The 23,600-nt window shown below is 63.0% G+C and carries 22 protein-coding genes and 2 pseudogenes; 16 read left to right on the top strand and 8 right to left on the bottom strand.

All coding sequences use genetic code 11. The annotated features are described in order from the left end of the window. Positions 1–20: 20 nt before the first annotated feature. Positions 21–914: a class A beta-lactamase gene (gene bla / locus CQ14_RS36875; RefSeq protein ID WP_057862656.1), complete on the bottom strand. Its 894-nt coding sequence runs from the start codon at positions 912–914 to the stop codon at positions 21–23. A 101-nt stretch (positions 915–1,015) separates the two neighbouring features. Between bla and CQ14_RS36870 the strand changes: the two genes are divergently transcribed. Continuing rightward, positions 1,016–1,942, top strand: a complete 927-nt coding sequence (locus CQ14_RS36870; RefSeq protein WP_057862655.1) for a LysR family transcriptional regulator — start codon at positions 1,016–1,018, stop codon at positions 1,940–1,942. Here the strand turns inward: CQ14_RS36870 and CQ14_RS47310 are convergent. The 3 genes and pseudogenes from CQ14_RS47310 to tyrS all read right to left on the bottom strand — a co-directional run. Continuing rightward, positions 1,932–2,147, bottom strand: a pseudogene (locus CQ14_RS47310) (MFS transporter); the annotation flags it as partial. The gene CQ14_RS36870 and the pseudogene CQ14_RS47310 overlap by 11 nt on opposite strands. A gap of 1 nt (position 2,148) precedes the next feature. Continuing rightward, a pseudogene (locus CQ14_RS36865) lies at positions 2,149–3,172 on the bottom strand (MFS transporter); the annotation flags it as partial. Positions 3,173–3,244: 72 nt separating this feature from the next. Beyond that, on the bottom strand, positions 3,245–4,498 hold the full coding sequence (gene tyrS, locus CQ14_RS36860; RefSeq protein ID WP_057862654.1) for a tyrosine--tRNA ligase: 1,254 nt from the start codon (positions 4,496–4,498) through the stop codon (positions 3,245–3,247). Between the two features lie 177 nt (positions 4,499–4,675). Here tyrS and CQ14_RS36855 point away from each other — a divergent pair, with 177 nt between their 5' ends. From CQ14_RS36855 to CQ14_RS36845, 3 genes are all read left to right on the top strand, one after another. Beyond that, positions 4,676–5,776, top strand: coding sequence for an anhydro-N-acetylmuramic acid kinase (locus CQ14_RS36855; RefSeq protein ID WP_057862653.1), 1,101 nt, complete (start codon positions 4,676–4,678; stop codon positions 5,774–5,776). A 118-nt stretch (positions 5,777–5,894) separates the two neighbouring features. Further along, the gene (locus tag CQ14_RS36850; protein ID WP_057862652.1) at positions 5,895–6,575 is read left to right on the top strand and encodes a glutathione S-transferase family protein; all 681 of its coding nucleotides are present in this window, start codon (positions 5,895–5,897) and stop codon (positions 6,573–6,575) included. Between the two features lie 7 nt (positions 6,576–6,582). Next, positions 6,583–6,912 (top strand): DMT family transporter, encoded by a 330-nt coding sequence (locus CQ14_RS36845; protein WP_057862651.1) that lies wholly within the window; start codon positions 6,583–6,585, stop codon positions 6,910–6,912. Between the two features lie 368 nt (positions 6,913–7,280). Here CQ14_RS36845 and CQ14_RS36840 read toward each other — a convergent pair whose 3' ends face one another. Next, positions 7,281–7,928 carry an alpha/beta hydrolase gene (locus tag CQ14_RS36840; RefSeq protein ID WP_025589847.1) on the bottom strand — a complete coding sequence of 216 codons (648 nt, stop codon included), beginning with the start codon at positions 7,926–7,928 and terminating at the stop codon, positions 7,281–7,283. 264 nt (positions 7,929–8,192) lie between these two features. Here CQ14_RS36840 and CQ14_RS36835 point away from each other — a divergent pair, with 264 nt between their 5' ends. The 10 genes from CQ14_RS36835 (at position 8,193) to CQ14_RS36790 (ending at position 16,292) form a co-directional block, all read left to right on the top strand. Then, on the top strand, positions 8,193–9,347 hold the full coding sequence (locus CQ14_RS36835; protein WP_057862650.1) for a cysteine desulfurase family protein: 1,155 nt from the start codon (positions 8,193–8,195) through the stop codon (positions 9,345–9,347). 84 nt (positions 9,348–9,431) lie between these two features. After that, on the top strand, positions 9,432–10,928 hold the full coding sequence (gene sufB / locus CQ14_RS36830) for a Fe-S cluster assembly protein SufB (RefSeq protein ID WP_057862649.1): 1,497 nt from the start codon (positions 9,432–9,434) through the stop codon (positions 10,926–10,928). Between the two features lie 5 nt (positions 10,929–10,933). Next, positions 10,934–11,137 (top strand): hypothetical protein, encoded by a 204-nt coding sequence (locus CQ14_RS36825; protein ID WP_057835498.1) that lies wholly within the window; start codon positions 10,934–10,936, stop codon positions 11,135–11,137. 16 nt (positions 11,138–11,153) lie between these two features. After that, positions 11,154–11,909 carry a Fe-S cluster assembly ATPase SufC gene (sufC, locus tag CQ14_RS36820; RefSeq protein WP_057862648.1) on the top strand — a complete coding sequence of 252 codons (756 nt, stop codon included), beginning with the start codon at positions 11,154–11,156 and terminating at the stop codon, positions 11,907–11,909. Between the two features lie 17 nt (positions 11,910–11,926). Then, the gene (gene sufD, locus CQ14_RS36815) at positions 11,927–13,252 is read left to right on the top strand and encodes a Fe-S cluster assembly protein SufD (RefSeq protein WP_057862647.1); all 1,326 of its coding nucleotides are present in this window, start codon (positions 11,927–11,929) and stop codon (positions 13,250–13,252) included. Next, positions 13,249–14,496, top strand: a complete 1,248-nt coding sequence (locus CQ14_RS36810) for a cysteine desulfurase (protein WP_057862646.1) — start codon at positions 13,249–13,251, stop codon at positions 14,494–14,496. The genes sufD and CQ14_RS36810 overlap by 4 nt, the downstream gene beginning before the upstream one ends. Continuing rightward, positions 14,493–14,864: an SUF system Fe-S cluster assembly protein gene (locus CQ14_RS36805; protein WP_057862645.1), complete on the top strand. Its 372-nt coding sequence runs from the start codon at positions 14,493–14,495 to the stop codon at positions 14,862–14,864. Before CQ14_RS36810 ends, CQ14_RS36805 begins: the two co-directional genes overlap by 4 nt. Positions 14,865–14,873: 9 nt before the next feature. Further along, on the top strand, positions 14,874–15,287 hold the full coding sequence (locus CQ14_RS36800; protein WP_057862644.1) for a VOC family protein: 414 nt from the start codon (positions 14,874–14,876) through the stop codon (positions 15,285–15,287). Between the two features lie 123 nt (positions 15,288–15,410). Further along, positions 15,411–15,797, top strand: a complete 387-nt coding sequence (locus tag CQ14_RS36795; RefSeq protein WP_057862670.1) for a HesB/IscA family protein — start codon at positions 15,411–15,413, stop codon at positions 15,795–15,797. Positions 15,798–15,824: 27 nt separating this feature from the next. Further along, on the top strand, positions 15,825–16,292 hold the full coding sequence (locus tag CQ14_RS36790; RefSeq protein WP_057862643.1) for a TfoX/Sxy family protein: 468 nt from the start codon (positions 15,825–15,827) through the stop codon (positions 16,290–16,292). A 35-nt stretch (positions 16,293–16,327) separates the two neighbouring features. Here the strand turns inward: CQ14_RS36790 and CQ14_RS36785 are convergent, their stop codons facing one another. Together CQ14_RS36785 and CQ14_RS36780 are read right to left on the bottom strand one after the other, a co-directional pair. Continuing rightward, positions 16,328–17,395, bottom strand: coding sequence for a GGDEF domain-containing protein (locus CQ14_RS36785; RefSeq protein WP_057862642.1), 1,068 nt, complete (start codon positions 17,393–17,395; stop codon positions 16,328–16,330). 128 nt (positions 17,396–17,523) lie between these two features. Beyond that, positions 17,524–19,008, bottom strand: coding sequence for a DEAD/DEAH box helicase (locus tag CQ14_RS36780; protein WP_057862641.1), 1,485 nt, complete (start codon positions 19,006–19,008; stop codon positions 17,524–17,526). A gap of 383 nt (positions 19,009–19,391) precedes the next feature. On the opposite strand from CQ14_RS36780, the gene CQ14_RS36775 reads away from it, so the two are divergent. Both CQ14_RS36775 and CQ14_RS36770 read left to right on the top strand, forming a co-directional pair. Further along, the gene (locus CQ14_RS36775) at positions 19,392–20,891 is read left to right on the top strand and encodes a caspase family protein (RefSeq protein WP_057862640.1); all 1,500 of its coding nucleotides are present in this window, start codon (positions 19,392–19,394) and stop codon (positions 20,889–20,891) included. A 415-nt stretch (positions 20,892–21,306) separates the two neighbouring features. Beyond that, entirely contained in the window at positions 21,307–22,590 is a 1,284-nt protein-coding gene (locus tag CQ14_RS36770; protein WP_063800472.1) for an O-antigen ligase family protein, read from the top strand. Here CQ14_RS36770 and CQ14_RS36765 read toward each other — a convergent pair. After that, positions 22,587–23,600 carry an NADPH:quinone oxidoreductase family protein gene (locus CQ14_RS36765; RefSeq protein ID WP_057862638.1) on the bottom strand — a complete coding sequence of 338 codons (1,014 nt, stop codon included), beginning with the start codon at positions 23,598–23,600 and terminating at the stop codon, positions 22,587–22,589. The two genes, CQ14_RS36770 and CQ14_RS36765, sit on opposite strands and share 4 nt — an antisense overlap.

Genomic DNA, 23,600 nt, shown 5'->3' with positions numbered 1-23,600 from the left:
ATCACTGCTCTGATCTGCATCTAGCCGGATGCCATGGCCGAGACCGCCCGCGCGACCGAAGCCCAAATGGCGTTTTGCTGCGCGGCAGGAACGGTGGCGCCGGTCAGATAGCCGGTGATCACGATGGGTGCCTTGCCGGGGGGCCAGATCACGGCGACGTCATTATTCGTGCCTCGCGCACCAGTGCCGGTCTTGTCGCCGACGCGCCAGTCCTTCGGAAGGCCTGCACGCAGTCTGGTGTCGCCGGTCTTGTTGGCGACCAGCCATGCCGTCAGTTGCTCGCGCGATGGAGCCGACAGCGCCGCTGTTCCAACGACGAGGGCCTGCAAACTGGAAGCCATCGCGCTCGGTGTCGTGGTATCGCGGGGATCGTCGGGCAAAGCCTCGTTGAGCGAGGGCTCGTTACGGTCCAGCCGCGTGACCTGGTCGCCGAGACTCCGTGCGAAGGCCGTCAGCCCTGGAGGTCCGCTGAGAGCAGCGAGCAGCAGGTTGCCGGCCGTGTTGTCGCTCAGCGTCACCGCCGCCTCGCAGATTTCAGCGAGTGTCATCCCGTCGCCGACGTGCTTTTCAGTGACAGGCGAGTAGGTGACGAGCGCGGACGCGTCGTACGTTATGCGCCGCGTCAACTGTTCCTTGCCGGCATCGACCCGCGCCAGGATCGCGGCGGCTGCCAGCGCCTTGAAGGTGCTGCACATCGGAAAGCGTTCGTCGCCGCGGTGGACGTGACGAGTGTCCGTCGCCGTGTCCAGGACACACACACCGAGCCGGCCGCCGCTCTCGCTCTCCAGACGCTTGATCTCGTCGATCAGTCGTTGATTTGGGGTCGATGCTTGTACCGTTTTCAGCCGGCCGCTCAAGGCAGTCGTTATCAGCGCCGCGCCGCATCCAAGCTGGAACTGTCTTCTCGTAATCATCGTGAATCTCTCCTTGCTGCGAGCGGGAAGGTGCCGACAGGCCGCAATCTTGACAAACGATCAGTTCTGCGGGCAGGCATAAGAAAAACTAGGGACAAGCAATGCGGCGCCGGACGAAGCTTTCGCACCTTCCGCTCAATGCGCTGCGGGCCTTCGAAGCGACCGCGCGCCACCTCAGTTTCACCCGCGCCGGCCTGGAACTTCGGGTCACGCAGGCGGCTGTCAGCCAGCATGTGAAGGTGCTGGAGGATCGACTTGGCGTGCAGTTGTTTCGCCGGCTGCCCCGCGGCGTCGCACTCACCGACGAAGGGCAGTTGCTGCTGCCGAGCATCGTCGAGGCCTTCGGCCGGCTCACCGAAACGCTCAATCGTTTTGAAGACGGCCACTACCAGGATGTCATCGCTGTCGGCGTCGTCGGCACCTTCGCTTCGGGATGGCTGCTGCCGCGGCTCGACGCATTCAGGAAGGCCCATCCGCGGATCGATCTGCGCCTGTTCACCAACAACAACCGTATCGACATCGCGGGTGAGGGCCTCGATTACGCGATCAGGTTTGGCGATGGCCTTTGGCACGGTACCGATGCGACCCACCTGATGGGAGCGCCATTTACCCCGCTCTGCGCGCCTTCGCTGGCGCGCAGGCTGAGCCGGCCGGCCGATCTCAAGCGAGAAGTGCTGCTGCGTTCGTACCGGCAGGAGGAATGGCCGCGATGGTTTGCCGCGGCGGGACTGCAAAGTCCGGTCCTCAAGGGAATGGTGTTCGATTCATCCATCACGATCGCCGGCGCAGCCGCGCGCGGCTTCGGCGTTGCGCTGCTGCCAGCGGCGCTGTTTCAGGACGAGATTCGTCGACGGCGGCTGGTGCGCCCTTTTCAGATCGAAGTAGCGCTCGGCGACTACTGGATTACGTCGCTGCACTCCCGGCACCCGACACCAGCGATGCTCTCATTCAAGAACTGGCTGCTTGAAACGATCGCAGCAAAAAAGAACAGCCCCCGGCAAGCGAGCCGAGGCCTGGCTACCGTCTGAGCGCCGGGACGACCAGAAACGGGATCATCCCCAGCACCACCGCGATCAGCGCGAACGCCATCACGGGGTTGTAGCTGTGGGTCCAGTCATGGATCAGGCCGCCGGCCCAGGCGCCCAATCCCGAGCCGAGGCCGCTGCCGATCGAGATCGTGCCGTAGATGGTGCCGACGCGCTCGCCGCGAAAAATCTTCATCGCGGTCGCCGTNGCCGGGGGGAGCCGATCATGCTGCCAAAGGTCACGACGAAGGCGCCGAGCAGCCAGAAGTTCGGATAGTACTGCAACAGCCAGAGCAGGATGATGCCAAGAATCGAGATGGCATAGCTCAGCAATACCGATGGTCGGCGCCCGATGATGCTGTCGAGCTGGGTCACTCCCAGCATGCCGAACAGCAGTACGACGCCGGAAAAGCCCCAGGCGGTCGCGGCCTGCAGCGGCGGGAAGCCGGCATCGATCAGATAGGCGACGATCTGCGCCGAGATCGCGTACATGCCGACGGCGGTGAAGAAGAAGGTCGAGAACAGCGCCCAGAAGGCGTGGTGGCGCATAGCGCTTGAGAGCGTCCAGCCGCCATCGACGAAGTCGGGATCGGCTTTCCTGGTGATGTGCGGTGAGCCCGTGGCGAACAGCCGCCATGGCAACAACAGCAACGGCACCAGCAGGCACAGTGCGATGATGCCGAAGATCTGGTGGGCGCCGCGCCAGCCGACGTAATCGATCAGGAGCTGTGAGGCCGGCAGCAGCACCAGAACGCCGGCGCCGGTTCCGGAATAGACGATCGCCATTGCGGTGGGCAGCCGCGGGCCGAACCAGCGGCCGAGCAGGATCGAGTTCGGCACGTTGCCGATGAAGGCGATGCCGATCCCGACGGCGAGCCCGGTGCTCAACTGCAATTGCCAAAGTGCCTGCGCGTGGGAGGCGACCAGGAACGCGCCGCCGAGCAGCAACAGCCCGATCGAATAGACGGCGCGCGGGCCATAGCGGTCGAACAGCCGGCCGATCACGGGGGCCATCAGCCCGCCGGCCAGCCATGTCAGCGAATAGACCGAGACCACTTCCGCGCGGTCCCAGCCGAAATTCTCCGCAATCGGTTTCAGGAAGACCGTGAAGCTCTCGCCAAGCCCGCGGCCGAGCAGCGCCAGCGCAAAGCACAGCGCCAGCACGTTGAGCGCAACCCGCTCCGGCTTGAGCGGCCGCGCCAACGCGTCTCCCCCTAGCGTCTTGTCATCCATGGCACGCAGGGGAGCGCGTTTTCGCCAAGGCCCGCAAGCATAAAAAAGGGAATACGCCTATGCAGGCAGGGGTCAGGCCGGCTTGAGCAGAACGTGCTTTTTCTTCCCCATGGAAAGTTTGATGACGCCTTCCGGCGTCAGGTTGGATGGCGTCAGCACCATCTTTTCGTCGGTCACGGCGGCATCGTTGACGCGCAAGCCCCCGCCCTTGATCTGGCGCCGTGCCTCGCCGTTCGAGGTGACGAGACCGGCCTTGACGAAGGCGCCCAGCACGCCGATGCCGGCTTCGAGTTCGCCGCGCGAGACTTCCACGGTGGGCAGGCTCTCCGCGATCGCGCCTTCCTCGAACGTCTGGCGCGCGGTTTCGGCGGCGGTGTCGGCGGCCTCGCGGCCGTGCAGCAGCGCGGTTGCCTCCGTCGCCAGCACCTTCTTGGCTTCGTTGATCTCGCCGCCCTGCAGCGCCGCAAGCTTTTGGATCTCGCCCATCGGCAGGGTCGTGAACAGCTTTAGAAACTTGACGACGTCGGCGTCCTCGGCATTACGCCAGTATTGCCAGAAGTCGTAGGGCGAGAACTGGTCGGCATTGAGCCACACCGCACCCTGCGCGGTCTTGCCCATCTTGGCGCCGGAAGCCGTCGTCAGCAGCGGCGTGGTCAGCGCGAATAATTGCTCCGTGCCCATGCGGCGGCCGAGATCGACGCCGTTGACGATGTTGCCCCATTGGTCGGAGCCGCCCATCTGCAGCCGGCAGCCGGTGCGCCGCGCCAGTTCGACGAAGTCGTAGGCCTGGCAGACCATGTAGTTGAACTCGATGAAGCTCATCTCCTGCTCGCGCTCGAGGCGGAGCCTGACCGAGTCCATCGTCAGCATGCGGTTGACGGAGAAATGCCGGCCGATATCGCGCAGCATCTCGATCCAGTTCAGCTTGGTCAGCCACTCCGCGTTATCCAGCATGATCGCGTCGGAGGCGCCGTTGCCGTAGCGCAATACCTTGGAGAACACACCACGGATCGAGGCCTTGTTGGCCTCGATTTCCGCAATCGAGCGGATCGCGCGCGATTCATCCTTGCCGGAGGGGTCGCCGACCATGGTGGTGCCGCCGCCCATCAGGGTGATCGGCTTGTTGCCGCTCTGCTGCAGCCAGTGCAGCATCATCATGGTGAGGTAATTGCCGATATGGAGCGAGGGCGCCGTGCAGTCGTAGCCGACATAGGCGATCGCCTGGCCCTTCGCCGCCAGCGCGTCGAGGCCCTCGAAATCGGAACATTGGTGGATGAAACCGCGTTCTTGTAAAATGTTCAGGAAATCTGATTTAAATGCGGTCATGGGCGGGCTTCTTTGATCATTCTATTTTCACTGTAATTGTAACGAGTTGCGGAACCATGGCGGAACAGGCTGCCGCAAGCCCGGGCGCTGTGGCATTATAAGATGTGCGTGTTTGGCACAAGCTGATCGTCGTCGGCGGGACGTATCGAGCAGGGCGTTTCAAAGGCACAATCTGCTATGATGTTGACGGCATTAGGTTTGATGAGCGGCACCTCGCTCGACGGGGTCGATGTCGCGTTGATCGAAACCGACGGCCGCCGGGTGAATGCGCTCGGACCGTCCGGATACCGGCCCTATACGGATGCGGAGCGCGGCCTGCTGCGCCAGGCGCTGTACGAGGCCGCCGACCTGCCGGATCGTATGGCGCGGCCCGGTTGCCTGCGTGAGGCCGAGCGGGTCGTGACCGCGGCCCATGCCGAGGCGGTGGCCGCTTTTACCGCCCAACACCGGATGCGCTTCGACGACATCGACATTGTCGGCTTCCATGGCCAGACCGTGCTGCACCGGCCCGAGAAAAAGCTGACGGTCCAGATCGGCGACGCGCAGCTGCTCGCCAAGACGATTCACGTCCCTGTCATGTACGATTTCCGCGCTGCCGACGTCGAAGCCGGCGGGCAGGGCGCACCCTTTGTGCCGGTCTATCACCGCGCGCTGGCCCAATCGCTGGAGCGGGAGGGGCCGACCGTCGTGGTCAATATCGGCGGGGTCGCCAACATCACCTATATCGAAGGCGACACGCTGATCGCCTGCGATACCGGCCCGGGCAATGCGCTGCTCGACGATCACATGCTCCGTCGCATGAACCAGCGCTTCGATACCGAGGGTCGTACTGCGGCGCTGGGCAAGATCGATGCAGCCTGGATCAATCGCGCGCTGGCGATGCCGTTCTTTGCGCTGCCTCCGCCGAAATCGCTCGATCGCAATGATTTTGCGGGGCTGAAACTTGGCGATATGCCGCCCGAGGACGGCGCGGCGACGCTGACCGCGTTTACGGTGGCCGCGATCGCCCGGGTGGTGCCGTTGCTGCCGAAGGAGCCAAAGAGCTGGATCGTGGCCGGCGGCGGCGCCCGCAACCTGACCATGCTGCGGATGCTGCGCGAATGCCTGGCGCCGGCGCAGGTCCAGGCGGCGGACACGCTGGGCTGGGCTTCCGACGCCATCGAGGCGCAGGCGTTTGGATTTCTGGCGGCGCGGGGCCTGAAAGGCCTGCCGCTGAGCTACCCCGCCACCACAGGGGTGCCGATCCCGATGACCGGCGGCATCATCGCGCGGCCGTGACGTGGTTCAAGATATGTTGATGCAGTTGCATCGACCTTGACGACTGCATGCATATGCATCTAATTTGGATGCAGATGCATGGAGCGAGGGCGGATGGCCTTCGCCTTGGGAGGTCGTCATGGCGCAAAAGCTCACTTTGATCAGCCACAAGCTTTGCCCCTACGTGCAGCGCGCCGTGATCGCGCTGAACGAAAAGGGCGTTCCGTTCGAGCGGGTCGACATCGATCTCGCCAACAAGCCGGACTGGTTCTTGAAGCTATCCCCGCTCGGCAAGGTGCCAGTGCTCGTCGTGACCGGCGACGACGGCAACGAGGTCGCGCTGTTCGAGAGCAACGTGATTTGCGAATACATCGAGGAGACGCAGAGCGGTGCCAAACTGCATCCGCTGGATGCGCTGCAGCGCGCGCAGCACCGGGCCTGGATGGAATTCGGATCCACCATTCTGGGCGAGCTCTGGGGCCTGGAGACGACGGGCGATCCCGCGGTGTTTGAAAGCAAGCGGCAGGCGGTTGCCGCAAAATTTGCCCGCGTCGAGGAGGCGCTGGGCAGGGGGCCGTTCTTCGCCGGCGAACGTTTCAGCCTGGTCGACGCGGTGTTCGCGCCGATCTTCCGCTATTTCGACGTGTTCGATCAGTTGATCGATCTCTCGATCTTTGCCGATACGCCGAAGGTCCGCGCCTGGCGAGAGGAATTGGCAAAGCGGCCGAGCGTGCGCACGGCCGTCGGGCCCGACTATCCGCAATTGCTGCACGCGTTCCTGGTGCGCCATAACGCGCACATGCTGAAGCTGGCGGCGTGAGACGGACATGTCCCCGCAGGTCGCCTGGATCGCACTCGTTACCGCCGGACTGCTTGATGTTGGCTGGGCGATCTCGATGAAATATGCCGAAGGCTATACCCGCCTCGGCTGGAGCATCGCCTCGCTGGTGCTGCAGGCAGCGTTCGTCTTTCTACTCGGGCGGGCGCTGCAGGTGCTGGAGATCGGTGTGGCCTACACGGTCTGGACCGGTATCGGTGCGGCCGGCACACTGATCATGGGCGTCTTACTGTTCGGCGAGGCGCTCAGTCCGACGAAGATCGCAGGCATCGTGCTCGTGCTGATAGGGATCGCGGCGCTGAAGTTCGCGCCGGCTTAAAATCGTAGGATGGGTGGAGCGAAGCGATACCCATCCGCGCCGGGGCTGATGGGTTTCGCTGCGCTCTACCCATCCTGCAGGCTGCTGGCAGAAGACTATAGATTCTCGAGAAAATCCTCATGAACGTTCGCAGCGGCGCCATCTCTGTATTCGATGGAATACACAACGCCAGGTGTAAACTGGTCGAAATGTGATCCCTTCCGATCCTGTGGAAGGAAAACTCCGAATACAGAAGCTTTCTGCCCAGGACGCAGATGATCGGGTGCGTCCTTCCTGACCAATACGGGGCTGCCATAGGTAAACTTATTCATGGGCAGTGGCCCGGATTTCGCGGCGCTCCATCCGGGCTACACGTCTCCCAAATGACATCAGCGCACGTTGGCGAGGCGCATGTCGAGATAACCGGTCACGGTCTCCATCAGCGGCTCGAGCTTGCCGTCGAAGAAGTGGTTGGCGCCCGGGATGATCTGCTGATCGATCACGATGCCCTTCTGGGTCTTCAGCTTTTCGACCAGCGTGTTGACGTCCTTCGGCGGCACCACTGCGTCCTTCTCGCCATGCACGATCAGGCCCGAGGACGGGCAGGGCGCGAGGAAGGAGAAGTCGTAGAGATTGGCAGGCGGCGCGATCGAAATAAAACCTTCGACCTCAGGCCGGCGCATCAGAAGCTGCATGCCGATCCAGGCGCCGAACGAAAAGCCGGCGACCCAGCAGGCGCGCGCCTCGGGATTGATGGTCTGCGCCCAGTCGAGCGCGGACGCCGCGTCGGAGAGCTCACCGGTGCCGTGATCGAACGAGCCCTGGCTGCGGCCGACGCCGCGGAAATTGAAGCGCAAAACCGAGAAGCCGCGATGCGCAAACGCGTAGTAGCACTGGTAGACGATCTGGTGATTCATCGTGCCGTGAAACTGCGGATGCGGATGCAGGATCATCGCGATCGGCGCGTTCTTCTGCTTGGCCGGGTGATAACGGCCTTCGAGGCGGCCTGCGGGGCCGGTGAAAATTACTTCAGGCATTGATGATCCCTGGGCAACGGATGTGATCCGGCGGAGAGAATGTGATCAGGCGTCGCTGGGCGATGCGCGAACGACGCTCCCGTGAACTGGTGGCGGCGTTCTAACATGAGGCGAGGGGCAAAAAGCAAGCATCTTGAACGTCTAGAAGGCGGTTCAAGGTGCTAGTTTGCGATTGCCTGCAGACGGCGCGATCGCCAATTGCAATAAGGCGTCTGGCGCACGCGGGCGAAAGATATTCGCCAATATAGGTAATATAATACAGCGATGCCTGATCGGGTCTACCTCGACTGGAATGCAACCACGCCGCTTCGCCCTGAGGCGCGACAAGCATTGGCGGCTGCCTGGGACATGGCCGGTAATCCGTCCTCGGTTCACGCCGAAGGCCGGCAGGCACGCCGGCTGGTCGAGGACGCGCGGGCCGCTGTGGCGGCCGCCGTTTCGGCCCGGCCGCAGGACGTGGTGTTTTGCTCCGGCGGTACCGAAGCCAATGCAATGGCGCTGACGCCGGGATTGCGCCGGGGCTCGGGCTGGCCGGTCCAGCGTCTGGTGGTCTCGGCCATCGAGCATCCATCGGTGCTGTCAGGGGGGCGGTTTTCCGCAGACGCAATCGCATCCATCAACATCTCATCCGCCGGCGTGGTGGACCTCGACCATCTGCGTGCCTTGCTGGCGGATGGGTCGCCGGCGCTGGTGTCGGTGATGGCAGCCAATAACGAGACCGGCGCCATTCAACCGATCGCCGAAGCCGCCGAGATCGTGCATGAAGCGGGCGGGCTGCTGCATGTCGATGCGATCCAGGCACTGGGTAAAATACCGATCGATATCAAGGTGATGCAGGCCGATTTGCTGACGCTGTCTGCGCACAAGATCGGTGGCCCCAAGGGCGTTGGTGCGCTGGTTCTGGCCGAGGGCGTGCAGGCAATCGAGCCGCTGTTGCGCGGTGGCGGGCAGGAACTCGGACGCCGGGCGGGCACCGAGAATGTGGCCGGCATCGCAGCCTTTGGCGTGGCGGCCGCAGCCGCGGCAGCTCAACTGGCCGATAATGCCGACCGACTTCAGGCCCTGCGCGAGCGCTTTGAGAAAGGGCTCAAGCAAGCCGCTGATATCATTGTGTTTTCCGAAGATGTGCCGCGGTTGCCGAATACCACCCTGTTCACGGTTCCCGGGCTGAAGGCCGAAACGGCGGTGATTGGCTTCGATCTTGCCGGTATTGCGGTATCCTCGGGCTCGGCCTGTTCCTCCGGCAAGGTGCAGCCGTCGCATGTCCTGGCCGCGATGGGATTTGGCAAGGATCTGGCCCAGGGAGCGGTGCGGCTCAGTCTGGGCTGGTCTACCTCGGAGACAGACGTTGATTTGGCCCTGGAGGCTTGGCGAAAGCTTGCCGATGCCTTACTTAGAGGGCGACGAAACACGGCTTGAACCGTTCTAAGCGCGTTTCGCCGGACAAGCTTCGTCACAGATTTTGTTCCACCGCGGTCCTTGAAACCGCGAGCGGAGGATGGAATGCCAGCCGTACAAGAGACGGTCGAGCGCGTGAAGCGTATCGACGTCGACCAGTATCGATATGGGTTTGAGACACTTATCGAGTCGGAGAAGGCCCCCAAGGGTCTCTCGGAAGACACCGTCCGCTTCATCTCTGCAAAAAAGAACGAACCGGCCTGGATGCTGGAATGGCGCCTGGAGGCCTATCGCCGCTGGCTGACCATGACGGAGCCGACCTGGGCGCGCGTCAACTATCCGAAGATCGACTACCAGGACATTCACTACTACGCGGCGCCGAAGCCGAAGAAGACGCTGTCCTCGATCGACGAGATCGATCCTGAGATTCTCAAGACCTACGAGAAGCTCGGCATCCCCTTGCGCGAAGTCGCCATTCTCGAGGGCGTCGAGCCGCCGCCCGGTAGCGAGCCGTCGCCCAACCGCAAGATTGCGGTCGACGCCGTCTTCGATTCGGTTTCGGTGGCGACCACGTTCCAGAAGGAGCTGAAGGCAGCCGGCGTGATCTTCATGCCGATCTCGGAGGCGATCCGCGAACACCCCGAACTGGTGAAGCAGTATCTCGGCACGGTGGTGCCGACCTCGGACAATTACTTTGCGACGCTGAACTCGGCGGTGTTTTCCGACGGCTCGTTCGTCTACGTGCCGCCGGGCGTGCGCTGCCCGATGGAGCTGTCGACCTATTTCCGCATCAACGAGCGTAACACCGGCCAGTTCGAGCGCACGCTGATCATCGCCGACAAGGGCTCCTACGTCAGCTATCTCGAAGGCTGCACCGCACCGCAGCGCGACGAGAACCAGCTTCACGCCGCCGTCGTTGAACTCGTCGCGCTCGATGATGCCGAGATCAAATATTCGACGGTGCAGAACTGGTATCCCGGCAATTCCGAAGGTGTCGGCGGCATCTACAATTTCGTCACCAAGCGTGGCGACTGCCGCGGCAACCATTCGAAGATTTCCTGGACCCAGGTCGAAACGGGATCGGCGATCACCTGGAAATATCCGAGCTGCATCCTGCGCGGCGACAATTCGCGCGGCGAGTTCTACTCGATCGCGATCTCGAACGGTCACCAGCAGGTCGATAGCGGCACCAAGATGATCCATCTTGGCAAGAACACGACCAGCCGGATCATCTCCAAGGGCATCGCGGCGGGCGTCTCGCAAAACACCTATCGCGGCCTCGTCACCGCTCATCGCAAGGCGACCGGCGCGCGTAACTTTACGGCCTGCGACTCGCTCCTGATCGGCGACAAGTGCGGCGCGCACACCGTTCCTTACGTCGAGGCCAAGAACTCGTCGGCGACCTTCGAGCACGAAGCGACGACGTCGAAGATTTCCGAGGACGTGCTGTTCTATTGCATCCAGCGCGGCCTCAGCCAGGAGGAAGCCGTCGGCCTCGTCGTCAACGGCTTCGTGAAGGACGTGCTGCAGCAACTGCCGATGGAGTTCGCAGTTGAGGCGCAGAAGCTGATCTCGATCTCGCTGGAGGGAAGCGTCGGGTAGGTCAGATGATCGGTAACGTCATCGCTTTCGTCCGGTTTGCGCCATTTGCGATCTTTTTGTTCATTGCAATCGTTGGCGCGTTCGCTGCCCTGATCGGCGGCTTGGCGGGATGGAGTGATGTTACCGAATTCGGCAAATTGGCTGCCGGTGGTGGAGCGCTGGGTTTCTTTGCCTGGCTTTGTCTTCCGGCTTTGATTCGGGCGTTGTAGGCCACAAGGAAACAAGATGACTGCGTTGCTTGAAGTGAAAGATCTGAAGGTCCGCGTCGAGGATAACGAAATTCTCCACGGGCTGACGCTCACCGTAAATCCGGGTGAGGTGCATGCGATCATGGGGCCGAACGGCTCCGGCAAATCGACGCTCAGCCACGTCATCGCGGGCAAGCCGGGCTATGAGGTCACCGACGGCCAGATCCTGTTCAGGGGCGAGGATCTGCTGGAGATGGAGCCGGACGAGCGCGCCGCCAAAGGCGTGTTCCTGGCGTTCCAGTACCCGGTCGAAATCCCCGGCGTGACCACCTGGAATTTCCTGCACACCGCATTGAACGCCCAGCGCAAGGCGCGCGGCGAGAGCCAGCTTTCGTCTCCGGAGTTCCTCAAGAAGGTCCGCGCGGTCGCAAAGTCGCTCAACATCCCGCAGGACATGCTCAAGCGCGGCGTCAATGTCGGCTTCTCCGGCGGCGAAAAGAAGCGCAACGAGATCCTGCAGATGGCGCTGTTCGAGCCGGCCGTCTGCATTCTCGATGAAATGGATTCCGGCCTCGACATCGACGCGCTGCGCGTCGCCGCCGACGGCGTCAATGCGCTGCGTTCGCCGGAGCGCGCCATGGTCGTCATCACCCACTATCAGCGCCTGCTCAACTACATCGTGCCCGACTTCGTGCACGTGATGTCGAAGGGCCGGGTGGTAAAAAGCGGCGGCAAGGATCTGGCGCTGGAGCTCGAGGCTTCCGGCTACGCCCAGTTCGAAGACGCAGCCTGACGCGAAACGGATTTGTGATGAATTTGGCTTTGGCAAAGAACGAGACCGGACGCGCGCTGAGCGACAGCTTTGCCGTCGCGCGTGACCGGCTGCCGGGCACGGGCAAGGTCGCCGAGGCGCGAAGCGCCGCGTTCGACGCCTATGACCGTGTTGGTCTGCCGCACCGGCGTATCGAGGACTGGAAATACACCGATCTGCGCGCGCTCATGCGCGAAGTGCTGCCGCTGGCGCCCGCACCGGATGCGGCTGCACTCAAGCAGGCCGCGGCCGCGGTGAAGCTGCAGGCCATCAAGGGCGCGCGCCGGCTGGTGCTGGTCGACGGCGTGTTCGCGCCGAAGCTTTCCGAACTGGACGGGCTGGAAAAGGGTCTCGCCATCCGCACCTTGCGGGAAGTGCTGGAAGCCGGCGACGCCGCGCTGCAAACCCAACTGTTCACCCCCGACACCGCCAACCCGATGGTCGCGCTCAACAGCGCGATGATGACTGACGGCGTGGTGATCGAGATCGCCGATGGCGTCGTGCTGAAGCAGCCGCTGCAGGTCATTCACGTCGCGACCGGCGCCACGCCAGCGGCGATGTTCACCCGCTCGCTGCTGCGACTCGGCAAGGATGCCGGCGTGACGCTGGTCGAGAGCTACATCGCGGCCGATGGCGCGAAATCCTATCAGGCTCACGACTCGCTGATCGTGTCGATCGGGGACAATTCCCGGCTCGACCACGTCCGCCTGGTCGAGGACGCCCGAGAGGCCGTCAACATTTCCTCCGCCGTGCTGACGCTGGGCGCGCACGCGCACTTCAACACGTTCGGCATGACCTCGGGCGCGGCCGTGAGTCGCTATCAGGCCACCATTGCGTTTGCCGGCGAGCATTCCCGCGTCGAGACCAACGGCGTCAATCTGCTCAACGGCCGCCAGCACGCCGACACCACGCTGTTCATGGATCACGCGGTGCCGCATTGCGCCAGCCGCGAAGTGTTCCGCGCCGTCGCTGACGACCGCGCCCATTCGGTGTTCCAGGGTCGCATCATCGTGCGCCCCGACGCGCAGAAGACCGACGCCAAGATGATGACGCGGGCGCTGCTGCTGTCCGACGAGGCCGAGGCCGACAACAAGCCGGAGCTGGAAATCTTCGCCGACGACGTCACCTGCGGCCATGGCGCGACCACCGGCGCGCTCGACGAGAGCCTGTTGTTCTACCTGCGCGCCCGCGGACTGTCCGAAAAGGAAGCGCAGGCGCTTCTGATCCAGGCTTTCGTGGGCGAGGCCATTGAATCCATCGTCAATGATGATCTGCGCGAACTTGCGATCGCTGCCGCGCAGCGTTGGCTGGAGGCGCGTTCATGAGTCAGCATCCAGCGGTCAAAAATGGCGCCTATGACGTTCACCGCGTGCGGGAGGATTTCCCCGCGCTGGCGATGAAGGTCTATGGCAAGCCGCTGGTCTATCTCGACAACGCCGCCTCCGCGCAGAAGCCGACCGCCGTGCTCGACCGCATGACGGAAGCCTACAAGAGCGAATACGCCAACGTGCATCGCGGCCTGCATTACCTCGCCAATGCTGCCACCGAAGCCTATGAGGGCGGCCGCGCCAAGGTGGCGAAGTTCTTGAACGCTGCCCGCACCGAAGAGATTATCTTCACCCGTAACGCCACCGAGGCAATCAACCTCGTGGCGTCGTCCTGGGGCGAGCCCAACATCAAGGCCGGCGACGAGATCGTGATCTCCATCATGGAGCATCACTCCAACATCGTGCCCTGGCATTTCCTCCGGGAGCGCCATGGCGCCGTGATCAAATGGGCGCCGGTCGACGACGAAGGCAATTTCCTGATCGAGGAGTTCGAAAAGCTCCTGACCGATCGCACCAAGATTGTCGCGATCACCCAGATGTCGAACGCGCTCGGCACGCTCGTGCCGGTCAAGGACGTGGTGAAGCTGGCACACGCCCGCGGCATTCCGGTGCTGATCGACGGTAGCCAGGCCGCCGTGCATCTGGCGGTCGACGTGCAGGATATCGACGCCGACTTCTACGTCTTCACCGGCCACAAGCTGTACGGGCCGACCGGCATCGGCGTGCTCTATGCCAAGCATGAGCACCTCGTCGCCATGCGCCCCTACAACGGCGGCGGCGAGATGATCCGCGAAGTCGCCCGCGACTGGATCACCTATGGCGATCCCCCGCACAAATTCGAGGCCGGCACGCCGGCAATCGTGGAATCGATCGGGCTCGGAGCCGCGATCGATTACGTCACCTCGATCGGCAAGGAGCGCATCGCCGCCCACGAGCACGATCTTTTGACCTATGCCCAGGAGCGGCTGCGCGAAATCAACTCGCTGCGCCTGATCGGCACCGCGCGTGGCAAGGGCCCGGTGATCTCCTTCGAGATGAAGGGGGCGCATGCCCACGACGTTGCGACCGTGATCGACCGGCAGGGCATTGCGGTGCGTGCCGGCACCCATTGCGTGATGCCGCTTTTAGAGCGGTTCAATGTCACAGCCACCTGCCGGGCATCGTTCGGCATGTATAATACCCGTGAAGAAGTCGACCATCTGGCACAGGCGCTGATCAAGGCGCGGGATTTGTTCGCATGAGTGATACGGCCGAAGTCAAGTCAGCCAATATGGAAACCCAGTCGGCGCTGCCGCCGGAGGAGACCGAGCGTCTCGGCACCGAAATCGTTGCCGCGCTGAAGACGGTGTTCGACCCGGAAATTCCGGCCGACATTTATGAGCTCGGCCTGATTTACAAGGTCGACCTCAAGGACGACCGCGCCGTCGACGTGACGATGACGCTGACCACGCCGAACTGCCCGGCGGCCGGCGAGCTGCCGACCATGGTGGAGAACGCCATCGCCAGCGTGCCCGGCGTCGGTGTCGTGAATGTCAATCTGGTGTGGGATCCGGCCTGGACGCCGGATCGCATGTCCGACGAGGCGCGCCTCGTCCTCAACATGTGGTGAAGGGATCCGTTGCCGCAGCTGTCCGGTGTCCTCGAAACCGCGCTCTACGTTGACGACCTCGATCGCGCCCGCGCGTTTTACGAGAAGGTGCTCGGGCTTGTGCCGCTGACGGCCGATTCGCGCTTTCTTGCCTATGACGTTGGTGGCCGGAGCGTGTTGCTGCTGTTTCTCCGCGGCTCGACGCCCGAGACGATCCAGTTACCGGGCGGGACCATTCCGCCGCATGATGGTAGTGGCCCGATCCACATGGCCTTTGCCATTGCGGCGGCCGAACTGCCGGTCTGGGAAAAGTCGCTAGGCGAGCACCAAGTCGCGATCGAGGGCAGGACGGACTGGCCGCGTGGCGGCAAGAGCATCTATTTCCGCGATCCCGACAATCACCTGCTGGAGCTGGCGACGCCGGGAATTTGGGCGATTTACTAGAATTGCTGTCGGTTTCGACGGCTTCTGATCGAGTTGATAACGAGAGGCCTTCACAGCGGGAATTTCGTTGTTATTTTAATGCCATGATAGCTCGTCGCGATGGCGACGCCGGAGATCGACGCAATGGATACCACCGTCCAGGCCAAGCCGAAGCCCAGGCCGCGCCCGCAGGTCATGAAACTGACCGAGGCGGCGGCTGCGCGGATCACGGAGCTGACCAAGCGCGCCGATTCGGAGATCGTCGGCCTGCGCGTCGGCATCAAGAACGGCGGCTGCGCCGGCCAGTCCTATACGGTGGAATACGCCCACGAGGTCCGTCCGACCGACGAAGTCGTCGAGGACAAGGGCGTGAAGATCCTGGTCGATCCCAAGGCGGTGCTGTTCCTGCTCGGCACCGAGATGGACTACAAGGCCGACAAGATGCAGGCCCAGTTCATCTTCAACAATCCGAACCAGGTCTCCGCCTGCGGCTGCGGCGAATCGGTGCAACTGACGCCGGCGAAGGTGTAGCGATCGCATCGCCGGGGCGGTGAGCAAATGGATCGCGAATTCCTGATCGACCTGTTTGCCGATTTCGGCCCTGTCACCATCCGCCGCATGTTTTCCGGCTACGGCATTTCCGCGGACGGCACCAATTTTGCGCTCTCGCTGCGCGCCGGCCTGTATTTCCGCGCCGATGACCAAACCATTCCGCAATTCGAGGCGGAAGGCTCGCAGCCGTTTCAGTATCAGACGCGGGCCAAGACGGTCACCGTGAACTCGTACTGGCAGTTGCCGGCGCGGCTGTTCGACGATTCCGAGGAACTGGCCGAGTGGGCGAGGGCGGCACTGGCCGCGGCGCAGCGCGCGGCCGTACGCAAGCGGCCGAAGGCGCGCAAGGCTTCCAAGGCGCGCAAGGCTTCGAAGGCGAAGGTGTCAGGGAAGGCTGCGCGGAAGCCGGCTGCGAAGCGGAAGGCGACAGGGGTGAGGAAGGCAGCGCGGAAGCGGAAGGCGCCGCGCAAATAGATGCTTCAGGCGACTCGGCGTCAGGCGACTTGAAGTCAGGCGACCTGGCTGCGGGTCTCGTCGGCGAATTCGGGGTCGACTTCGCAGATCACCCGGTTGCGGCCATTGCGTTTGGCGGCATAGAGACAGCCGTCGGCGCGCTCGATCAGTGAATCCGTGTCGTCGTCCGGCTTGAGCATGGAAACGCCGACCGAGATGGTGACGCGGCCGAGAATCTCGCCAGTGGATTTCTTCTTCAATTCCTTTGCCATCACCGCGCGGCGGATGTGGTCGGCAACCGTCAGCGCCTGGCGCAGCCCGGTATTCGGCAGCACGACCGCGAACTCCTCGCCGCCGTAACGGGCGGTGATGTCCTGGCCCTTGATGGTCTGCTTCAGCGACATCGCAACCAGCCGCAGCACCTGATCGCCGGTGAGATGGCCGTAGGAATCGTTGAACGACTTGAAGTGGTCGATATCGAACATCATGAGCGACAGCGGTTCGCCGTTCGCCAGCGCGGTGCGCACGGCCATGTCGATCGAGCGGTCGAAATATTTGCGGTTACCCAATCCGGTCAGCGGGTCGGTCAGGCTTTCGGCGCGGATCGCCTCCAGGCTGTGCTGAAGATTGCTGATCTCGGTCCTCGACAACGCCAGCCGGCTTTCCAGCGCCTTATTGGTCTCCTGCATCTCTCGGGTCGATTTCATCAGGCCGTCGACCACCGCCTTGATCTGATCGCGGCTCTTGGCTGCCTTGAGTTTCTCGGTCGCGCCGCTCAGCCTGGAATCGTAGCTCTGCGACATGCCGAGCGCTTCGGTGATGAGTGTCATCACGTCGTCGATCTCGCCGATCACGCGCGCGCCGACCTTGTCGATGCGATCGGATGCCTTGATGTGGGAGAGATAGGTCTCGTAGATCTGTTCGAGATCGGCTTCGCTGAGCTTGCCGTTGCGCGCCAGTGTCTCGTTGATGATTTTGTTGAGGGGGGCGTTGTATCCGGTCGCGTAGACGTACCAGATTTCATAGTTGCGGGGGACGGCGGTCTGCCGGAGGGATTTGATCTGGCCCAACGCGACTTCGGCAAACGCCATCGTGCGTTCGTGTTCGTCCAGCAGCTTGACCACTGATCCGTCCCCAATAACGCCAGCGCCGGTCGTTGCCGGGCGGCAGCAATGAATAAATTATCGCTGGCAAGTTAACGGAGGAGGATGAACGGCCGGTAAATGCTTCCGGCCGTCAGGATCGGCGTTGATCAGACGCGGGCGCGAACAGGCCGCAAAAGAAATGCGGGAAGATGCGAGTGATCGGCGGGCTCCGATTCGATCTCGCGATGGGCGCGCCGCGGTTCAGGCCGTCCGATCGAGGGCACGCGCGAAGGCTGCGCAGCGGCGGGCGGCGTAAAGGCCCCGGCTTCCGGCTGCGGTCGGGCGCTGCGGCCCGTGCCTTTGGCGGACCGCGGTTCGCGCTCGGCGTTCTTGTCGCTGCGCTTATCAGAATCCCTGGCGTTTCGCGGCTCGCGTTCGCGCCGCGGCTTGCGGCCGCCGCGCGATCCTTCCCGCGAGCGATGTTCGCGCGGCTGATCGCTCTCCTCGGACGTCTCCGAGTGCACGCTGTAGTCGCCTTCGGCAGGGGGAATGTTTTTCCCGATCAGTCGTTCGATCGCAGCGATCGATTTGTTGTCGAGCGAGGTGACGATCGAAATCGCGGTGCCGGCGCGTCCGGCGCGACCGGTACGGCCGATGCGATGCACGTAGTCGTCGGCGTGATGCGGCACATCGAAATTGAAGACGTGGCTGACGGCGGGAATGTCGAGGCCGCGGGCGGCGACGTCGGAGGCAACCAGCAACGGGATCTCGCCCTTGCGGAATTGATCGAGCGCGGCGGTGCGCGCCGACTGGTCCATGTCGCCATGCAAGGCGCCGACGCTGAAGCCGTGCTTCTGCAGCGATTTGAAAACGACGGCGACTTCGCGCTTGCGATTGCAGAAGATGATCGCGTTGTTGAGGTCCTTGGCGTCGCGCAACAGGCGGCGAAGGATTTCGCGCTTCTCGTGCGGCTCGCGGCCGCAACCGACCTGAAACTGCGATACGCCTGTCGCGGTCGTGGCGGGCTTGGAGACTTCGATGCGCTCGGGATTGTGCAGGAAGGTTTCGCTGATGCGGCTGATTTCCGGCGGCATCGTCGCGGTGAAGAACAGCGTCTGGCGTGTGAACGGCACCAGCTTGCAGATGCGTTCGATGTCGGGGATGAAGCCCATGTCCAGCATGCGGTCGGCTTCGTCGATCACAAGCAGTTCGACGCCGGTGAGCAGGAGACCGCCGCGCTCGGTGTGGTCGAGCAGGCGGCCGGGGGTTGCGATCAGGACGTCGACGCCGCGGGTCAGCTTACTATCCTGGTCGCCGAACGAGACGCCGCCGATCAGGAGCGCAACGTTGAGTTTCTGGCCGGCGCCGTATTTGTCGAAGTTCTCTTTGACCTGAGCTGCGAGTTCGCGGGTCGGTTCGAGGATCAGGGTGCGGGGCATTCGTGCCCGGGCGCGGCCCTTTTCCAGAAGCGTGAGCATGGGCAGGACGAAGGCGGCGGTCTTGCCGGTGCCGGTCTGGGCGATGCCGAGGACGTCGCGGCGGGCCAGAACGTGCGGGATTGCCTGTTCCTGGATGGGAGTAGGGGTGGTGTACCCGGTGGCCGCAACTGCGGCGAGGACCTTATCGGAAAGGCCGAGATTGGAAAAAGACATTGAGCCTCTAGTCGACACCGCCGTTCGGAATCGAGGGTAAAAAGGCTGTCGCGTTTTGCCCCGAAACGGCGCGCTTTTGAAAAGCTGGGGGCTCTGACTTACGCAGACGAGCGGCTAACCTAAGGAATCGCGTTTCGATCCAAGGCCGCGTTGAGCGCGAACATAGGGTCGAAATGGCCAAAGTCAATCTAGGAACCCCCATTGAAGCCCAAAAAGCTTAATGTTTTCGCACAAATAACGGCAAAAACCGTCATTTGGCCGTCAAATCCGGCCATCCCATTCCAATCAAGAGAAGCTGTTGAACCGTGGGCAACGGGCCGCCGACTATGGCATGAAGCGGTATCGCACGGCCCAAAGGACCAATCGTGCGGATGGGGAATTCCATGAAGGGTTGGCTTTCCAGACTGCTCGCGGTGACGAGCCTCGCAACGTGCATCGCGGCCTTCGCCGCGCCCGCGCAGGCGGAAAAGCGCGTGGCGCTGGTGGTTGGCAACAACGACTACCGGAACGTGCCCAGGCTTCAGAAGGCCGTCAACGACGCCCGCACCATGGGCGATACGCTCAAGCAGCTCGGCTTCACGGTGATGGTGGCGGAGAACCAGAACCGGCAGGCGTTCAGCCAGACGTTGCTGGCGTTCGACAAGGCGGTCGATGCCGGCGACACCGCGTTCTTCTTCTATGCCGGTCATGGCTTTGAAATTGCGGGGCAGAATTTCCTGCTGCCGACCGACGTGCCGGCGGCAACCGAAGGGCAGGAAGAGCTGGTGCGCGACGCCTCGATCCTCGCCGACCGCATCATCGAGCGGATGCAGAACCGCAAGGTGCGCACCGCCATCCTGGTGTTCGATGCCTGCCGCAACAATCCGTTCGAGCGTCCCGGCACCCGCGCGGTTGCCGGCGGCGGCGGTCTTGCGCCGATGACGCAATTGCCGGAAGGCGTGTTCTCGATCTTCTCGGCAGGGCCACGGCAGACCGCGCTCGACCGGCTCTCCAACGACGACACCAATCCCAATTCGGTGTTCACGCGCACCTTCGCCAAGGAGCTGACGCAGCCGGGCGCGAACCTCGTTCAGGTCGCGCAGCGCACGCGGCGCGCGGTCAGCGAACTCGCGGAGACCGTCCGCCACAAGCAGATCCCGGTCTATTTCGACCAGATGGTCGACGACGTTTTTCTCAACGGTCTTGCGAAGGCGCAGCCCGAGGCTGCAGCGCAATCCGCCGAGCCGCTGCAAAAGCTTGCGGCGTTGCCGCCGGTGCAGCAACTCAAGCCGCAGAACGATTCCATCAACGCGCCGATCGCGATGTTCTCGCGCCACAATGGCGGCTGGACCGTGGTGTTCTCGATCGCCGATCCGACGCTCGGCATTTCCTGGCGGATCGGCGAAAGCGGCAATTTCCGCGAGACCGGTTTCATGGACACGCTCGATCCGCGCACCCGCAAGCGGATGCCCAACCCGTCGATCGAGCTGCCGGCCGATGCTCCGGCCGCGGTGATCCAGGTGCGCTATGTCGACACCAATGGCGAGTTGCAGGGGCCATTCCCGATCCGGTTCGATCCTGAAGCCGCGCTGATCCGCGACCAGCGCAAGATCCTCGACATGACGGCGACGAGCTGGCTGTCGTTCCGCGACTTCAACGGCCTGCTGGTCTATTACACGCACCTGATGTCGTATCGCTGCGCGATCCGCGAGGTGCGGGTCGGCATCGACTCGGCGGTGCCGGACAAGGTGCTGAAAATGCCGCCCTGCGATCCCCGCGATCCCAGCGTCATTCCACATGATGCGACGCCTTATCTGAAGCTTGCGCCGCAGACCAGGTCAGTGTCGGTGGAATTGACCTATCGCGACGGCAGCGTGTCGGAGATCAAGAGTTTTCGGCGGTAGGGTTTTCACTGCGGTCGTAGCGCGCATGCGAGTATCAGTACGCCGCGGCTCTCGATTCTATCACTGCTGTCTCCAGGATACTGGATCACCCGCATTCGCGAAAGCGGGTGATGACGACTTCTCCCGACGCACCGCGCCCGAGGTTGCCCAAAACGTCATCCCTCGAAATCAACCGATGAGTGCAGAGCAGGGCATCTGCTCGGCACGGAGCGAGCGAGTGCAGAGCAGCGAAACAGCGGCGCGATAAAAGGCCGGATGTTCACCATACCGCCGGCCGAAATGGCTCCTCATTTGGCCATCATGTCCTTGCATCCAAGTGGATTAGCCGACGCCTCGAAGAAACGATTACTTCGGACGTCCGGGAGCGCTGCAATTGCAGCTTCGTTTGTAAAATCTCTTTTGAGTTGTGTTGCGTATGTCAGAGTTAACCGCCGCTCCAGTATTGAGACCGGGAATTCCAGGCTTCGTCGCCGCCTGGCCGCAGTCCCGCTTCTGGCTTCTTTCCGTTGATGTTTACCCGGCACTGGCCGCAGCCGCGCTGCCATGGTCGACGACAGCGGTCTCGGTATTTACGGCGGTATGGTTGGCCATCGTGCTGCCCACGATTCACTGGCCTTCGTTCTTCGAGTCCTTGCGTGCGCCGGCGCGGTCCTTGCCGCTCGCCTTCTTTGCGCTGGCGCTGCTTGGCGTTCTCTGGGCCAGCGATACCGCTGCGGTAAAATTGCTGGGGCTCAGTCCCGTCGTAAAGCTGTTGGCCATTCCGCTTCTCATCTATCACTTCGAGCGCTCCGAGCGCGGGCATTGGCTGCTGATCGCCTTCCTGGCTTCCTGCGTCCTTCTCATGGGCGTGTCATGGGCGACATATTTCGCGGACTGGAAGCCTTCGCCGAACGGCATGGCCGGAGTCCCCGTCAGAAACTACATCGACCAAAGCCACGAACTCGCATTGTGCCTGTTTGCCGTCGCGCCGCTGCTGCTGTCATTTGCGGCAAACGGCCATCGCGCCTGGGCCATCGCGCTCGCAGCCGTCATGCTGGGCTTCTACTGCGACATGCGGTTTGTCGCGACGTCACGCACCACGCTGGTCTGCTTCCCCGTGCTGTTGGTCCTTTTTGCCTTCAAATATCTGAACCGGCGGCACGCGATCTACCTGCTCGTATTTGCGGCGATCGTCGAAGGCACCGTTCTGTTCACGTCGCCTTATCTGCGCGACCGCGTCGAGCGCACGGTGCAGGACTCCCAGGTGACTGTGGATTCCAATGCCGCAACTCCGGCCGCGACCTCGAACGGCCTGCGGCTGGCCTATTGGCGCACGTCCATCAAATCGATTTCGGAGGCCCCGGTTTTCGGACACGGCACCGGATCGACCAAGCAGCTGTTTGAACGCGAAGCCGAAGGCAAGACCGGCGAGTGGGGCTGGTCCATTCGCAACCCGCACAACCAGACGCTTTACGCCGCCATCCAGTGGGGGATGCTCGGCTGCCTCGTCCTGTATGCGATGTGGTACTTTCACCTGCAGCTGTTTCGGGGATCGACGTTTGCGGCGTGGGTCGGGCTGGTGATCGTGGTCCAGAACTTCATCAGCTCGCTGTTCAATTCCCATTTGTTCGATTTCCACGAAGGCTGGATCTACGTTCTCGGCGTCGGGGTCGTGGGCGGCATGGTAGCGCGGGCGCAACGCTTGCAGAGCGCGCCCTAGCCGGCGCGCTTCACCGGTTGCCGCCAAAGGTCGTGCCTGACCTGCAGCACAATTCGTCCCATCGCGCTCCGGTTGGCAACGAGGCTCATCGCCTCACCGGCACGCTGGAGCGGAAGCACCCGGTCAACCTGCGGGCGGAGCTTGCCTTCGCCGACCCATGCCATGATGGCCTCTGTCGCTCGGACAGCTTCGTCCGGATCGCGCTCCATCCAGGCGCCGACGAAAACGCCGACGACTGAATAGTTCTTGAGCAAAGGCAGATTCATGGCGAGCGACGGAATCTCCCCGCTGGTGAAACCGATTGGGAGCAGTCGCCCGTTCCAGCCCATGAGCCTCGCCAGGGTGGCGAAGAGCGTGCCGCCGACATTGTCAACGCAAACGTCGAGGCCTTTGTCCCCTGCAAGCGCCTTCACGCGTGCACCTACGTCTTCGCACGAATGGTCGACGACCTCGGCGGCGCCATGCGTGCGGACCATGGCCGCCTTCGCAGCACTGCCCACGACGGCAATGACGCGCGCGCCAATCAAATGCGCGATCTCGACGCAGGCGAGGCCAACCCCGCCGGCGGCGCCCGTCACAAGCAGCGTCTCGCCGGCCCGCAGCCGCGCCCGCTCAATCAGCGCGTACCAAGCCGTGAGATAGGTGTTCAAGATGGTTGACCCCGCGATAAAATCAACATTGACCGGCAGCAGCGCGACGCTGCTCTCCCTGGCGACCATGCGCTCCGCAAATGCACCGAACCAGTTTCCGCAACCGACCCGATCGCCGGGCCGGAAGCGCGTGACCCGATCGCCACAGGCCCGCACGATACCGGCGGCGTCCGTTCCCGGCACGTAGGGAAGGGCCGGCCGCATCTGATAGCCGCCGCAGCTCATTAGAAAGTCCATGTAGCTGACGGACGCGGCATGGACATCGACGAGAACCTCGTTTGCTGCCGGGCACGGTTCGTCGACCTCGGTGAATTCAAGCGCGTCGGTACCTTTGAAGGCCTTGCAAAGAATGGCGCGCAT

The sequence above is a fragment of the Bradyrhizobium lablabi genome (assembly GCF_001440475.1).
GTDB classification, from domain to species: Bacteria; Pseudomonadota; Alphaproteobacteria; order Rhizobiales; family Xanthobacteraceae; genus Bradyrhizobium; species Bradyrhizobium lablabi.
This window is presented reverse-complemented; position numbering and strand designations above follow the sequence as displayed.